Origin of the sequence: Corynebacterium pseudokroppenstedtii (assembly GCF_019754945.1) — a bacterium.
GTDB lineage: Bacteria > Actinomycetota > Actinomycetes > Mycobacteriales > Mycobacteriaceae > Corynebacterium > Corynebacterium pseudokroppenstedtii.
Genome location: NZ_JAEUWU010000004.1, coordinates 16,226 through 31,529 on the forward strand (window position 1 = coordinate 16,226; position 15,304 = coordinate 31,529).

Below are 15,304 nucleotides of genomic sequence, written 5' to 3' on the forward strand. Positions count from 1 at the left end.
TTTCCTCCGGGACTCAGGGATTTCGCCAGGTGAGGAGCAGAACGAGCCACGTCGGATGGCTGACGTCATCTGCCTCGTTCGGCGCCTACTGATTCCGACACATGCGGTTTCAGTTTTGAAAGTAACCCGTGGAGGTTGCCAGTGAGCAGATTCAAGATGAACAGAGAGTGAACACTCAGAATTTCCACGCCGTGTGGCGCTCAACCACCGTAAATCCGAGCGCTTCGTAAGCATGGACGGCGGGTGCGTTATCCGCCTCCACATAGAGTTCGACGTAGGCCGCATCGTTGCTGGCCAGGTACTGAATTCCCTTCGCGGTTAAGGCGCGGCCTAAGCCTCGGCCCTGGGCCTTTCGCGCGAGCCCGATCACGTACACCTCGCCGACCTTACGCCCGGTTTCGTCGTCACCCTCACGCGCTAATTTCGTCCAGTGGAACCCTAGAAGAGGGGGAAGCGAATCAGCGTCATCACCCGCACTCCCCCAGAGCAAAAGCACGCCGTCAGGGTCGTACCACGAGGCTCTCCGAGCTTGATCCAACCGTGCCTGATCCCAGCCGCCTTGCTCGGGGTGCCAGTCAAAGGCCTCATTGTTGACAGCCAGCCAGGCAGCATCAACCGCGTCTTTCCCCCATCGACGCACTGATTCCGTCCAGCTGAGAACCGTGACATCGTCGGGTAGCGTCGCTGCGGCCTGAGCAACGGGATTGGTATCAGACTCGTCTTTAATCTTAGAACCCGAAAGCTCCATCACGAGGAGTTCACGATCAGCGGTAGCGCCAATGTGTTCAGCCGCCGCCCGCGCCGCGGGAAGGTCACCGTGCGCCCACCACGTCAACCCAATTCCATTGGTGTGAATATCACGCTCATCGCCCAGGCCAAGCGACGACGCATGTGCACGCACCGCACGTTGCAGCGCTGTCGCCAGCCCGCCTCGTCGATAAGAAGGATGAACAGCCAGCTCAACGGCCGGACCAGAAGGATCGACAGCTGCAATGCCACGCACATGCCCGTCGACCCTGACTAACGCGTGCCAATGGTTGAGATCCGGCTCCTCCATCCCGCGCAAGAATTGTTCGGAAAACGGTGCGACGCCGTCATGCCGGGTGCTCTCGTGCAGAATTGTTTCGATTTCCATCCAGCGATCGGCTGAGGCTTGTCGAGCATTGCGAACCCGGGGAGAAACTGGCCCTAACACCAGCTGCGTGATGATGTCACATGGCTGTGCGTTGAACGTGGGTGCGTCTGCCATCACTACGATCCTCACTCATTTCTGGGTTCTGCTCGTCTGAGCTGTTCGTCTGTACTGTTCCGGCCGAATGTGGTTGGCTTTCGTCGCACAGGCTACCGGGGTTCTGGCGCGAGTCATAGTTTCGGGCACGCCGCGATCATGCGTCAACGTCGATAGCCTTATAGCCGACGTTACGCACAGTGGCGATCATTCCCTCGTACTCAGTGCCTAACTTGGCGCGGAGCCGCCGAACGTGCACGTCGACAGTCCGGGTGCCGCCGAAAAAGTCGTACCCCCACACTTCTTGCAACAGCTGCTTTCGCGTGAACACGCGGCCGGAGTGCTGGACCAGGAAGCGGAGCAATTCGAACTCTTTATACGTCAGATCCAGCGGGGTGCCGTGAATCCGCGCAGTGTATGTGGCGTCATCAACGACAAGTTCGCCGACGGTAACGACATTCGAATCGTCGATCTCGTTGACGGGGACTGGCCGACGGGTGAGCAGGAGCCGGAAGCGCGCGTCGATTTCGACCGGCGTGGCGCTGGCCAGGAGGAATTCGTCGACGGCCCAGGAGGAATCTAGGGCGATCAGGCTGGTTTCCGCGATGGCGACGGCCACGGGCATATCGGGGTGAGCAGCGGCAACGGTGCGGCAGAGCTCGCGTGCGCCGAGGAGGTCGGAGCCTGTGACGTCGATAACTGCGAGTTCGACGTCGTCGAGTTGTCGTGAGGACGTAGCGTCGGGGGGAAGAATGACGGTCTCGTGTGGCAACAGGGCCAAAGGCGGGAGCACGTCGGCCACGCTTGTGGCATTGGTGAGTAACGCTATCCTCACGGTGTAATCCTTTTTCGTTGACTAGCTCAACAGCTCAATACTGGGTCACTTTAGCCCAGTTCGCCCCATTGACCGAACCGGATAGTCTATTTGCGCTTGTAGGTTCGATGAATAGCCCGGAAACCGGTAAAACTGTAGGGGTGACTCATCAGCCTTCCTCGCCCGCCGGTTCCGTACCCGTTGTGGCGCGGTCTCGTCGCCGTCGGACGGTGCGCAAAGTCGGCATCATCGTCGCTATCGTCCTGATGGTTCTTGCTGTGTGCGCATGGGTGGGGGATTCATTGGTGGCAGCTCGAACGGAGTCGCGTATCTCGGGTGAACTGCAGCACTACTCTAATTTGCCCGTTCAACCTGATGTGACAGCCGGCGGTTTTCCTTTCTTGTATGAAGCCGAGCGCGGGAAGTTATCATCGCTCACCGTCGATGCTCAGGATCTCGACGTTCCGGGTTTTGGTTTGGTGACTGTCCATTCCTCGGCAACGAATATTGAGGCGTCGACACACGACATTCTCCACGGACGAATTGAGGATGCCCCCGTAGAAACAGTATCGACGACGCTCTCACTGGACGGATTAGCCTTGGGCGAGCGGCTCGGGATTACCGACCTGACTATCCGACGCTTAGCAAATACAGCGCCGAATGGTGGTCAGGAATCGGATTCGGTGTTTAGTGGTTCTATTGGTGGTTTAGATAAGCCAGCCACAGTTGCAGTCCGATTGAGAATTAAAGGCGACGTTATTTCGATGGATGCTTACGAGGTTCTCGACGGGCCGGCGAGCAGGGATAAGGACGCCCCGGTTGTGAAGGGGCGAGAGATCCCGGAAGACATTCGGGATGAAATAAAGAAAGCCTTTTCCCTCCAATTAGAAGGAAAATATCTTCCACTACGGGCACGTCCTGACTTTATTTATTGCGAAGGCGGATCTATTTTCCTGCAGGCTAGCCAACAAAATGTGACGATTAATTTGTCGGATCTGGCCCCCATGGCGCGAGAGGAACCCGAGGAAGCGAAATACGAAAACGACAAAGAGTAAGAGGCAAGGAGTAAGGGATAGTGAGGACGGGAGCGTGATGAGTCCTACCCCTCCGGTACGCTGGGCACCATGGCTGAAAACGACAAAGATAGTGCACAGAAATTCGGCGTTCCCGGAACTGGTTCCGCGGGACAGGCAGATCACTCCCCCAGCGACGGTTCCGTTGGTGAGGACGTACCACAGGGTCACAAGCTTGACGGCAATGAGGCCGTGAATCGCGCTGCGGAGCAGGCTAAAACGACGGCCAGCCGTAACATTCCTGTTTTTGGTGATCTTCCTATCCCGGATGACACGGCGAATTTACGCCAGGGACCGTCTCTTCACGATGGCCTTCTGGCGCTCCTTCCCCTGGTTGGGGTCTGGCGGGGCGAAGGGCAAGCCCGGGATCTATCGACGGGCGAAGAATATCCCTTTGGTCAGCAAATTACGTTTGCTCATGACGGCCAGAACTATCTGTCCTATGAGTCCCGTACGTGGAGGATAAATAAAGAAGGCGAGGCCTCCGGTCCCGATGAGCGCGAATCGGGTTTCTGGCGTATTAACGATAAAGATGAGATCGAATTCGTGTGCGCACACGCCAGCGGTGTCGTCGAAATTTTCTATGGCCAGCCGACGACTGAGCGCCAATGGGATGTGCAGTCCGCGTCGACGATGGTGACGGCGTCTGGCCCCTCCACACTGGGCCCCGGTAAGCGCCTCTACGGGCTTATGCCGAATAACCACTTGGGTTGGGTTGACGAGCGCGCCGTCGATAATGAAATGGTTCCCCGCATGTCGGCGGAACTCACTCGCCACGCGGGGTAGGTCAGTTCAGACGTGGATATCCCGCACCTAGCGCCTCTTAGCCAAGGCTCGGAGCGGACGTGAGGGGCGGGATGATCTCTCCGAGAGTCGGCAGACCTTCAGGCGAATTGGGCGCCATGCAGGGCATTGTCGGATTGTCGTCTTTCAGGAGGTTGGACACCAACGCCTGCATGGACGGAAGTTTGGTCAGCCCACCGTGTCCGACAATGTCATTGGGGCACAGATCTTGGGTGACGATGTTGGTGTAGTCACCCGGGCCGCCTATCAGGTTGATGTCATACGGTGCGGCGTTGATTTCCTGTTTCGTCGTGATGGCGTAGTACTTGATGCCCGGCAGTGCCTCCGACGGAGTGTTGAGCGCGCGAATACTCTCACCCTCCGAGGACATTTCTAAGCAGGTGTCACTGGGGCTCTTGAGCAGCTCTTTCGGAACATAAAGCCGCGCATTCGGTGGCGGGCACTGGCCTTTGCGCAGGGCATCGGCGTGGTGGGGCGATCCCTTGATCATTCCGGAAAGTATCACGGCTTTTCGGACGAAATCGGCTCCGCCGAAATCCTTAAGCCAATACCGAGTCACGAGTCCACCCTGGGACCACGTCACGACGTCGAACTTATCGTGCCCGGTTTCTTCTTTCAGCTTGTCGACGTAGTTGGCCAGGCGCGCCGAGTTGCCTTTGACGGTGACATAGGGGCTGGTGGTCGGGTCGTCTGGCTCCCATGTCATGAAGACGTTAACGTCTAATCCGTGCTTGCGCAGGCTATCTGCATACGATTCCGCGGACTCCCGTGATTCATTGGAGGCGGAAACGTAGATGACTGGGAGCGGGCCGTCGGTGGACGATGATTCGCCGGCCGCTGAAGGTTGAGCGTCACCAGCGTGGGCGGGGAGGGACGACAGCAATAGCGTGATCGCGGCGGTGAGGATGACGCACATGGAAAACGCTGTGCGGCGGGGAGCGGTCATGGGGATCATGAGGCTAACCTACATCACTCGGCCGCGCGTAGCTACAGTGTCGGTAACTTAATTCTGCCTAGCCGCTTTTTAGTTAGCCATTAAATTTCTCCAACAGGGCGAGCACCGATTCTTTCCCTAACGCGTTCGCAGCTAAGGGACTATCCCCTGTCAGAAGATTCCGATCCCGCGTGGTTGCTCCAGACATGTCCTCATTGGAAATGGTGATGCCCGCTTCCTGGAGCTTCCCCCCCAGCTTCCACGGCATCTCGCCCGGTAAATAACCGATCTCAATATTGGCGCCGAAGTCGAGGGCATCCGGGAAAGCCACGACACTGTATCCTGCGAAAGGATTCTCGTCGGCCCCGATACCCGCCGCGAGGAGAGCTGCTGGCCCGTGGCACAGCGTGATAATGAGCCGATCATTGTTCAGAAAGTAGCGCAGTGCTTCTCCGACTGAACTATCCGACGGCACGCCATTCATGGCGCCGTGACCACCCGGGATGAAAACTGCAGCGTAATCATCGAGCCCTTTCGCAACGACGTCGCTGAGATTCTTGGGCTGCTTAAAAGCGCTTTTCGTTGCATTCCACGCGTCGTTGACGGCGTCGTCCTCCGACGGGAACGCCCACCATTCGAACTTCGCCGGGCTGCCCGAGATAGTCGCGACATCAACCCCGAAACCTGCTTTGTGCATGTGATAGAGAGGAAGAAGTGTTTCCACAGGGTGGTTGCCGGTAGAGAAGAACGTGCCATTTTGCATCGGCATGTAGCGCTCTTCGGTTGCAATAACGAGGACTTTCCACCGGCCACCGGTGTAGGTGTCTTCGGTGGCGAGCCCGGAGAAGTCGGTGGTATCGGCGGTGTATTGCTCGAGGGAGTATGCCGAGGGGAAGAAGGCGTTATCCTCCGCCGGATCAGGGGTCGGCTTGCGGTTATCGTCAGTCTTTGTTGCGTACTGTTGGACAAATCCCTTTGTTTTAGTAGCCATATCGCCTTTCTACAAGGAATGGCGAGATGGCACCACCGGTACCAGTCGGCCACAGGCTAACAACACCGGCAAAATATCCCCGACGGGTACTCCACCGGCGATGATTAGTTAAGCGCCTTCGCTAACTATTGTTTCCTGGTTACGCTTACTTCTTTATGGCGCTGATTTCTAATTCCAGCGCAACGGCGTCGGAAATTAAAACTCCGCCAGTTTCCAGGGCCGCGTTCCAGGACAATCCGAAGTCTTTTCGGGAAATGGTGATGCCGCCTTCGAAGCCAACGCGCACGTTGCCGAATGGATCTTTGGCCTCACCACCGAATTCAAATGGAATCGTCACAGATCGGGTAGTTCCTGAAATAGTAAGGTCACCAGTGAGCTCCAGCGTGTCCCCTTTAATCTCTGCCGAGGTGGAGGTGAACGTTAATGTTGGGTTGCTTTCCACATCCAGAAAATCACCTGATTTGACGTGCTTATCGCGGTCCTCATTACCCGTGGTAAATGAATCAGCTTGTGCCGTCACATTCACCTTGATTGACGACGGATCGGATGCATCGCCAGAGGCTTCCCCGGTGAAGTCCGAGAACGATCCGCGAACTTTCGTCACCATGGCGTGGCGAACGACGAATCCTAAACGCGAGTGCGATGCATCAATGTCGTAGGTTCCGTTAATGGTGGACAGGTCGGACATTATTTTCTCCTTTTTAAGTGCTTGACACGTTGTGCCCATGCCACTTTATGTGACACATCCACCATATTGCTCATATTTTGGTGACTTGTCAACCAAATGGCGGAAAATATCTCGCAGGTGACTCATCAATGTGTGCCGAACCGCTAAACGGCTACTGGCACGTAGTCGGCAGCTGGATCCACTTTCATGAAGCATTTATGGGTGTAACGTGCCACGATCCAGAGCCACCGGTGCATGGATTTTTGGATTGCATTCCTAGACTAAGGGTCATGACGACGACACATATGGATCCGACCTCAACCCCTGTCACGGAGGCGGAATCCCCCATCACTCATCCCCACGCCGATGAGGACCCACAATTCCGACGTTTTCTAAACACCCTTCAGTCGGACGGCAAGGAACATATTGACTATGCGAACGACGGGCTGTCCCGCATCGCGCAAGCGCACGATGCCTCGCACTACCTGCTCGTTCCGAAGGGAATCATGCGCCCCGACAGTGCCGGCCAGGTCGCCCGCATCATGGCGGCCGCCGACCGGTGCAACTTGCAGGTCAGCTTCCGAGCTGGAGGGACCAGCCTGTCCGGGCAGGCGACGACTGACGCGGTGATGGTCGATACCCGACGGCGGTTCCAAGACATCGAGGTTCTGGATAATGGCCACAAGGTACGCGTTCAGCCGGGCGCGACGGTCCAAATGGTTAACGCCTATTTGTCGCTATACAAACGGAAGCTAGGGCCCGATCCTGCGTCGTCAAGTGCGTGCACGATTGGTGGCGTGGTGGCGAATAATTCGTCAGGGATGCATTGCGGTACGCAATTCAATACCTATCAGACGCTGGATTCCTTGGTATTTATTCTTCCTAGTGGAACTGTCATTAACTCAGCTGACCACGATGCTGAGCAACAGTTCCGCACGCAGGAGCCGGATCTGTTTGATGCTCTCGTTCAGATGCGTCGGCAGATTACGTCGAGTCCTGAGTTAGTGCGGAAAATCAAGCACCAGTACTCGATGAAGAACACCATGGGGTACGGCTTAAATTCTTTTTTGGATTATGAGTCTCCGCTCGATATTTTCACACACCTTTTAATCGGTTCAGAAGGCACTCTGGCATATATTGCCGAAGCTACGTTTAATACCTTGGAAGTAAAACCACGAGTTTCTACTGGGCTCTTGGTTTTCTCTAATCTGATCGACGCATCGTCGGCAGTTCCTCAGTTGGTCGCGGATGGATTTCAGACTGCTGAGCTGTTGGACGCGACGAGCCTCAAGGTGGCACAGCGGACGGGGTCGGTAGCGCGGTCAATTCGCGAAATTGACGTGAAGGATCACGCTGCGCTGCTGGTGGAGTTCACCGGGGACAGCGACGACGAACTGCACGACCGGTATTCAGCTGCGCTCCCCCATCTTGAAGCCATGCCCTTGGCGGTGCCACATGAGATGACGTCGGATAAAAAAGAACGAAATCTCTTGTGGGCAACGCGAAATAATTTGTATGCGGCCGTGGCGGGAGCCCGACCAAGCGGGACGAATGCGCTGCTGGAAGATGTTGTCGTTCCAGTCCAGGATTTGGGGCGGGCATGCGATGATCTCACGCATCTTTTCCAGAATCACGATTATCCTGGTTCCGTTATTTTTGGTCACGCAAAAGATGGCAATGTTCACTTCCTTTTAAATGAACAATTCCGTGATATAAAGAAACTTCAGCGATATCAGCGTTTTACCGAGGATATGGTTGATGTCATTCTGGGGTATAACGGTTCGCTCAAGGCGGAGCACGGAACGGGGCGCATTATGGCTCCGTTTATTGAGCGCCAATTTGGTTCGGAGTTGTACCAGATTATGCGTCGGATTAAGGACGCGGCTGATCCGAAGCGAATGCTCAATCCCGGGGTTATTATTACCGACGATCCGCATGAATATGTTGAGCATCTGAAGGTGGCGGACCAGATCGAGAAGGTGGCGGATCGGTGCGTCGAGTGCGGGTATTGCGAGCCGGTGTGCCCATCGCGAAATCTGACATTGACGCCACGCCAGCGGATTGTTGTTCGCCGTGAGATCGCTGCGGCGAAGAACCGCGGAGATACGAAGCTGGCCACAGAGTTGCAGGAGCGGTGGCAGTATGACGGGCAGGATACGTGCGCGGTGGACGGTATGTGCCTCACGCGGTGCCCCGTGGGGATCAACACGGGCGATTTGATCCGTCAGTTGCGTGCGGAAAGTGCTGGCAGTGTTGCACAGAAAGGCTGGAAGGCGGCCGCACACGGGTGGAACCTGGGCGCTAAGGCTGGTTCGCTGGCGATGACTGCCGCGCATGCTGTCCCGTCGTCCTTGCCGACGGCTGCCACGCGGGTTGCGAGGAAAGTGGTCGGCGATGACACGATGCCTCTGTATAAGAGTGCGCTGCCCCAAGGTGGCCCCTTGCGCCATGATGTCTCCACCGACCATGCGGATTTTGTTTTCTTCCCCGCCTGCGTCAACGAAATGTTCGGCGGCGTTGATGGCGACGGAAAGCGAGCAATGAACGCGACAAAGGCTTTCGAGGCCGTCGCGCGGCGTGCGGGGCTCACGTGGCGCACCCCGAAAGGTATTGGTGGCATGTGCTGCGGTACGCCGTGGAAGTCCAAGGGCATGCTGGAGGGCTACGAGGTCATGCGCAAACGCGTGCTCTCCGGGTTGTGGCAGGCGTCGGAGGAAGGCCGACTGCCGATCGTGTGCGATGCTGCCTCGTGCACAGAGGGCATTCAGGTCATGCGGGACACTGTTAAGAAGGCCGCGGCCTGCGACCCTAAGTGGGAAAACGTGCAGGTGATGGATGCCGTCGAGTTCTGTGTGCGCTATCTGCTGCCCCACGTGGAAGCGAAGCGCCAACTGGATTCTCTGGTCCTCCACCCGACGTGCTCTCTGACTCATTTAGGTCTTATCGACGAGATGTGCGCGATCGCGCGCGTTGTCGCCCGGGATGTGACGGTGCCGAAGCATTGGGGTTGCTGCGCGTACGCGGGTGACCGTGGCATGCTTCACCCTGAGCTGACAAAGAGTGCCACGAGGGCGGAAGCACACGAGGTCAATGAGCGGCCATACTCTGCTTACGCATCGATCAACCGGACGTGCGAGCAAGGAATGACCGAGGCAACCGGCCAGAATTACCAGAACCTGTTCCAGCTTCTGGAATGGGCGACGCGACAAGAAAAAGCGGAGGCCACGGCTTAGGTGCGGTTGGCCTAGACGTAGCTCATCGGCGTGACTCCCAGGTCTTCTAAAACCCGATATGGGCCCTTAAGCAGCGAAAATGCAGCCCTTGCGACGGAGTCACACCGATCACACCTACTGGTTTTCAGTGTCAATTCTGCGTTAGTGTATAGGTATGCGTAATAATCAACCTATTCACAATCTGTCTATCCATAGCCGGCCTACTCGCAGACATAGGCCCCCGGAACAGCTTTTGACTAGCGATATCTATCCGGCAGAATCTGCCAGAACGTACACCAGAAGAGCTCACCACTCCACAGATCAGCGCAGCTCCTTATTAAGCAACAAAAGATTAGGGATAGCGTTGGGACTGACTCTCGGTCTCGCTGGCACATTTCTTATTCATGGGGCGGTAAACGGACGAACTCTAGGCTCAGCACACGCATCCGTTTCTGACACGTCAACTGTTTCTAACACCTCACTAATGGCCCAACCTGCTACTTCCGATCCCACGGCTTCAGAATCTATGACAACCCACGACTCGGGAACTGCGGAGCTCATCGCGCGGAATGCAAAGTACCAGGCTAATCACAATGATGGTGCTGGGCCAGCTGATTCGGTGCGATGGGCGGATAGGACGGCAAGCTCACCTCTTGTGCTAATCGCCCCTCACGCCACAACACAGACTCGTGATGGAAAAAGAAAGCCCGCTGACCTCTACACCGGTGGCATTACAGAGATTGTGGCCGACCGCGTCGGAGCGTCATCATTAACAACGACCGGCAAAGTTTCAGATTGGAACAAGGATTGGTCTACGAGGGATGACGAGTTCACTCGGATTATTGATAGTCTGCCTGATAATGCCGTCATCGTAGAAATTCATGGTATGAAAGATTCGTCGCTGAACGAACCTGTGTCTGTCGGCACCGGCGACGAACCATCGGAGTCAACCGATGCCATTGTTGGCGCTTTGCAACAAGAATTTGATGGCCATGTGTCGCAGGATAAGTTTACGGCAGAATCAGGTTACACCGTGACTGATTACCTGCAGAAGAAGGGGCACTCTGCCCTACAAATTGAGTTAAACCGTACCCTCCGAGACCCCAAATCTGGCCAAGCTGGACAGACATTGGATCACCTAACACATGCGTTTTCCAAGGCGGCTGACCAATTCCCGCAGTTATCGACGAGACCCGAAGCGGATGGAGAAGATCGTCTGCCACATCTTATGTAAGTAGGTGCGGGAAGCTGCTGGAACCAACACGGTCGTCCGATTCATCGTTAATTATCACGAGGTAAAACATTCCTTATAGCCGGGGCATCCCGCAAACACGCTCACTCCCCGACGGCTTCTGCGGCAATCTCCTCTACCTCATCAGCTCTATCCGGTTGATCAAACTCGAACCCGTCCAAGCTCAGCACCCGTGCAGCCACCCGTACTGAGGACACCAACCACACACCATCAGCCGCCTTAAGATCGTCTAGCGTTAGCCGTCGCTCCTCGCACTCCCAACCACGCTCGCGCGCGATTCCGAACATGGATGCTTGTGTCGTTCCTGCAAGAATCCCCGCGTCCGTTTTCGGCGTCACCATGCGACGATCAGACACCGCAATCACAGTGGACGTCGGCCCTTCTAACACGGCACCGTCGTCGGAAATGAAAATAACGTCGTCGAAATCATGCTCATGGGCATAACGCAAGGCCGCCATATTCGCTGCATAAGACAATGTCTTCGCACCAATCAATGCCCACGGTGATCGCTCTGACAAATCCAAGCGGAAACCTCGCTCCGCCGACATGACCTTCACACCCTCACGACGGCCACGCTCAACTTCCTCCGACATCGGGGCCACCGTAATCCATCCCGTCGGCCGCCCCGTTGACTCACGCCCACGGGACAACACCCACCGCAGGCCACAATCGCGATCCGCTAGCTCCGGGTACTGCTTTTTCCACGACTCCACAGCCAAGTTCGTTGCACGACCCCATAAATTCAGGTCTGGCTCCGGCAACCCCAACATGGCAGCAGAACGACGGAACCGCTTTGCGTGCCGGTCCAGATTCCGCACGCTTCCACCACGGACCATGAGCGTCTCAAAAATTCCGTCGCCACGAACAGCGGCGAGGTCGTCGGCAAACAACAGCGGCTGGGACGAATCATGGACACGAGGTTCCCGCCCTACCGAATCCAAACCTGCATGCAACACAGATACAACGAGCAGTGGGGTCGTACCCGGCGACTGCGGTGACAATGGGGGAAGCGCAGATGAAGCAGAAGACATATCCGTATTGTATGACGGCCCTGGGACATAACCCTGGTTAAACAATTCATGATAACCACCACATTCCCAGCTACACTGACACTCGTGGCCACCCGCGAAACTTCGAACACCAAGCAAAACCCTGTAGAGACGCCCACTCCCACGACATATCAGAGCCCACTTCTCGACGCCATCAATGGAGCCGCCGACGCGCCCGACGGACACCGGCAATACGGTGTGGCCTGGCACTACGGGAACCCCCTTGGTGAGCAACGCGCATTTGAGCGGTCCGCGGGGGCCGTCGACAGATCCCATCAACGAGTACTCCAGATCAGCGGTGCGGACACGTTATCGTGGCTGAACTCACTGATCAGCCAAAAAGTTGATGCTCTTGCCCCTGGCTTAACCACTCACGGGCTGATTTTGGATGCTAAGGGGCATGTCGAACACGCGTTCACTATTGTGCGGCCTCAAGTATCTTCGCCCACTGATTCCGACGAGCCCACCCTCTACCTGGTCTCCGAACCAGAAACATTCGACGCTCTTCAGACATATCTGACACAAATGGTCTTTTGGTCCGCAGTCAGCGTCCACGAAGCAAACCTTGCCCTCATCACCGTCATCGGCCCGGACACGTCGACAGTTATGGCCCACGCTTTAGAAGGCCATCACGCCCCGGGCACGCCGGCGACCACTACCCCGCCCGACACGCTTCCCGAAGGAACGGTCACATTCATCGATTCCCTCGTCGGCACGGAAGATTCTGTCCATCTCTTGATGCCGAGGCCTGCGATCACCGATGCTTTCACGGCGCTCATCAACGCGGACGCGAAACCGACCGGGCTCATGGCCTACGAGGCAGAACGCGTCAAAGCGGTCATACCGGACGTTCACGCCGACCTCGACAGCCGCACCGTGCCCCACGAAATAGAAGCCTTTATCGGGACCCCCGCCAACGCACCTACCCAACGGGCCACAGTCGACGATGGGCCCACGTCCTCCTATGTTCACCTGAACAAAGGGTGCTATCGCGGGCAAGAGACGGTATCGAGGATACAAAACCTCGGCCGCCCACCCCGGCTCCTGGTCAAGTTCCAAGTCGACGGTTACTCTGCCCACCGACCCGAACCTGGCGAGGCAATCACCGCTGGGAAAAGAAAGGTCGGCCGAATCGGAACCGTCGTTGACGACTGCGACGAAGGACCCATCGCGCTGGGACTCATCAAGCGGAGCATTGTCGAAAAAACAATCGCTGGCGGCGCATTCACCGGTCCATCGGGGGGCGTATCCGGTGATCCAACCAGCCGAGAACCACATTCACGGTCATCGTTGGCCACACACGCCATCGCCCTAGAGGTCGGCGGTACAACACTCGCCATCGATCCCGACACCACTCACCTGGACGAGGCTCCCAAAGCCGGGCGACAAGCCGTCGACAAGCTGCGCGGGAAAACGCCCTAACTTAAAACGTCTCGACGAGGGGCCTCTCAACCGACCACCCCACGCGCGCCGCTACACCAGACTCGGAGCGCCCCCATACCTTCACACTCCGGGCACCTACCCCGAATTTTTAGTCAATAAGGGCCTTGTGCGCTGCAACAACGGCGCAATTCGGCGACATAGCGTCCCCCTATGCAGAATTTTTCGTTCAGAACCGGTAGGGTATGGGCAGGAAGAAACTATGAACTCGTCATGGGCCGGCGCAGGATTACCGCACCGGCCCGCTAACCCAAGGGGGTCAGACCATGGGTCGCGGCCGCGCCAAGGCAAAGCAAGCCAAGGTAGCACGTCAGTTGAAGTACAACTCACCTGAGATGGACCTCGAGCGCCTCCAGCGTGAACTGACCGGACAACGGGAAGAAGAAGACTCCCACGACAAGTGGGATCGTTGGGCAGAAGACGAGCCCGACGAAGACGACTGGCGCTAACTACCACTGGGGGCGTCTTTCCTGGGCACATCCAGTCCACCTCACCCCCGGAACAACCCAACGAAAACCCAGGCCAGCGCGGCATAGCTGAGCTGGCCATTTTCGTGTGCCCAGAGGGCAGGGCACGCTTCCCGCGATTTACCCGGGCCTACGCCTGCGGGTGATCCCCGACCAGAACCGCGCGGTCCTGCTCGCCTTCGGCAGCAATACGCACCCGGCCTAAGGTCCAACAATCCACGTGGCGAGCCGTCAACAGTGCCTGAGCGCGATCGACCTCATCTGCACTCACCACGGCGACCATGCCCACGCCCATATTGAACGTCTTCTCCATTTCCTCGTCAGACACAGAGCCCAACTCCGCGATCAACCGGAAAATGGGACTCGGCGTCCAGGATGCACGATCCATCTCCGCGACGAGCCCGTCGGGAATCACGCGCTCCATGTTTCCCACGAGTCCACCACCGGTGACGTGGCAAAACGTGTGAGTCTCGCACTCCTGAATAAGCTCCACGCAATCCAACGCATAAATCCGCGTCGGCTCTAAGAGTTCCTCACCCAAGGGCCGGTCAAGTTCTTCGACAACCCCATCAAGCGGAAGGCCGGCGTCCTCGAGCAAAACCTTTCTAGCCAGTGAGTATCCATTCGAGTGAAGCCCCGACGAAGCCATGCCAATAATGACATCACCATCGCGGACCTTATCGGGCCCCAACACATCCGCAGCCTCTACGACGCCCACACCGGTCGCGGAAATGTCATACTCACCAGGCTCCATCACACCGGGATGTTCGGCGGTCTCGCCACCGAGCAACGCGCACCCCGCCATCTGGCAACCCTGAGCAATTCCGCCGACGATCTGCGCCACGTGCTCCGGAATCACCTTGCCGATGGCGATATAGTCCTGCAAAAACAGGGGTTCCGCACCACACACCACAAGATCATCGACGACCATCGCTACGAGATCCTGGCCAATCGTGTCGTGCTTATCCATCGCCTGAGCCACAGCGAGCTTCGTGCCGACGCCATCCGATGAGGCAGCCAGCAGCGGCTCCTTGTACTTCCCCAAGGCGAAAAGCCCGGCAAAGCCACCGAGGCCGCCACGAACCTCTGGCCTTGTCGCTTTCTTAGCTAATGGCGCGAAGAGCTCAACAGCCCTGTCCCCTGCCTCGATATCCACACCGGCCTGGGCATACGATGTTCCCTCATGAGCCGACGACGTGTCGTCATGATTATCCGTGCTGTCTACCTCGTGAGCATTCATATTGTGTATATCTCTTTCTCGCTAAATAAATGTCGGTCTCACTAAAACTAATATAACCTGGGGCAATTAATCTCAATCGCCGTGAGTACACCGCGATCGACATAAAACTAGGCGCGTCGCCTAAGTGCACCGG

At 57.0% G+C, this 15,304-nt stretch carries 13 protein-coding genes; 6 read left to right on the top strand and 7 right to left on the bottom strand.

What is annotated here, in order from left to right; genetic code table 11:
- Positions 1 to 175: 175 nt before the first annotated feature.
- Positions 176 to 1,249, bottom strand: a complete 1,074-nt coding sequence (gene mshD / locus JMN36_RS07355) for a mycothiol synthase (protein WP_221924121.1) — start codon at positions 1,247 to 1,249, stop codon at positions 176 to 178.
- A gap of 136 nt (positions 1,250 to 1,385) precedes the next feature.
- A complete protein-coding gene (locus tag JMN36_RS07360) occupies positions 1,386 to 2,063 on the bottom strand; it encodes a winged helix family transcriptional regulator (protein WP_012731063.1) in 678 nt (225 codons plus the stop codon).
- Between the two features lie 107 nt (positions 2,064 to 2,170).
- Between JMN36_RS07360 and JMN36_RS07365 the strand changes: the two genes are divergently transcribed.
- Both JMN36_RS07365 and JMN36_RS07370 read left to right on the top strand, forming a co-directional pair.
- Positions 2,171 to 3,097: an LmeA family phospholipid-binding protein gene (locus JMN36_RS07365; RefSeq protein WP_221924122.1), complete on the top strand. Its 927-nt coding sequence runs from the start codon at positions 2,171 to 2,173 to the stop codon at positions 3,095 to 3,097.
- 69 nt (positions 3,098 to 3,166) lie between these two features.
- Positions 3,167 to 3,901: a heme-binding beta-barrel domain-containing protein gene (locus tag JMN36_RS07370; RefSeq protein WP_221924123.1), complete on the top strand. Its 735-nt coding sequence runs from the start codon at positions 3,167 to 3,169 to the stop codon at positions 3,899 to 3,901.
- A gap of 37 nt (positions 3,902 to 3,938) precedes the next feature.
- Here JMN36_RS07370 and JMN36_RS07375 read toward each other — a convergent pair whose 3' ends face one another.
- The 3 genes from JMN36_RS07375 to JMN36_RS07385 form a co-directional block, all read right to left on the bottom strand.
- A complete protein-coding gene (locus JMN36_RS07375; RefSeq protein ID WP_221924124.1) occupies positions 3,939 to 4,874 on the bottom strand; it encodes an esterase/lipase family protein in 936 nt (311 codons plus the stop codon).
- Positions 4,875 to 4,947: 73 nt separating this feature from the next.
- The gene (gene hchA / locus JMN36_RS07380; RefSeq protein WP_221924125.1) at positions 4,948 to 5,844 is read right to left on the bottom strand and encodes a glyoxalase III HchA; all 897 of its coding nucleotides are present in this window, start codon (positions 5,842 to 5,844) and stop codon (positions 4,948 to 4,950) included.
- Positions 5,845 to 5,989: 145 nt separating this feature from the next.
- Positions 5,990 to 6,532 carry a YceI family protein gene (locus JMN36_RS07385; protein ID WP_221924126.1) on the bottom strand — a complete coding sequence of 181 codons (543 nt, stop codon included), beginning with the start codon at positions 6,530 to 6,532 and terminating at the stop codon, positions 5,990 to 5,992.
- Positions 6,533 to 6,801: 269 nt separating this feature from the next.
- On the opposite strand from JMN36_RS07385, the gene JMN36_RS07390 reads away from it, so the two are divergent.
- Positions 6,802 to 9,744 carry an FAD-binding and (Fe-S)-binding domain-containing protein gene (locus tag JMN36_RS07390; protein WP_236881741.1) on the top strand — a complete coding sequence of 981 codons (2,943 nt, stop codon included), beginning with the start codon at positions 6,802 to 6,804 and terminating at the stop codon, positions 9,742 to 9,744.
- A 505-nt stretch (positions 9,745 to 10,249) separates the two neighbouring features.
- The gene (locus JMN36_RS07395) at positions 10,250 to 10,957 is read left to right on the top strand and encodes a hypothetical protein (protein ID WP_221924128.1); all 708 of its coding nucleotides are present in this window, start codon (positions 10,250 to 10,252) and stop codon (positions 10,955 to 10,957) included.
- 101 nt (positions 10,958 to 11,058) lie between these two features.
- Here JMN36_RS07395 and JMN36_RS07400 read toward each other — a convergent pair whose 3' ends face one another.
- Positions 11,059 to 12,006 (bottom strand): aminodeoxychorismate lyase, encoded by a 948-nt coding sequence (locus tag JMN36_RS07400; protein WP_241865253.1) that lies wholly within the window; start codon positions 12,004 to 12,006, stop codon positions 11,059 to 11,061.
- Between the two features lie 84 nt (positions 12,007 to 12,090).
- On the opposite strand from JMN36_RS07400, the gene ygfZ reads away from it, so the two are divergent.
- Positions 12,091 to 13,446: a CAF17-like 4Fe-4S cluster assembly/insertion protein YgfZ gene (gene ygfZ, locus JMN36_RS07405; protein ID WP_221924129.1), complete on the top strand. Its 1,356-nt coding sequence runs from the start codon at positions 12,091 to 12,093 to the stop codon at positions 13,444 to 13,446.
- 284 nt (positions 13,447 to 13,730) lie between these two features.
- Complete coding sequence (locus JMN36_RS07410; protein WP_012731053.1) at positions 13,731 to 13,913, top strand: DUF3073 domain-containing protein; 183 nt, start codon at positions 13,731 to 13,733, stop codon at positions 13,911 to 13,913.
- A gap of 148 nt (positions 13,914 to 14,061) precedes the next feature.
- Here JMN36_RS07410 and purM read toward each other — a convergent pair whose 3' ends face one another.
- Positions 14,062 to 15,171 (bottom strand): phosphoribosylformylglycinamidine cyclo-ligase, encoded by a 1,110-nt coding sequence (purM, locus tag JMN36_RS07415; protein ID WP_221924130.1) that lies wholly within the window; start codon positions 15,169 to 15,171, stop codon positions 14,062 to 14,064.
- Positions 15,172 to 15,304: the final 133 nt, after the last annotated feature.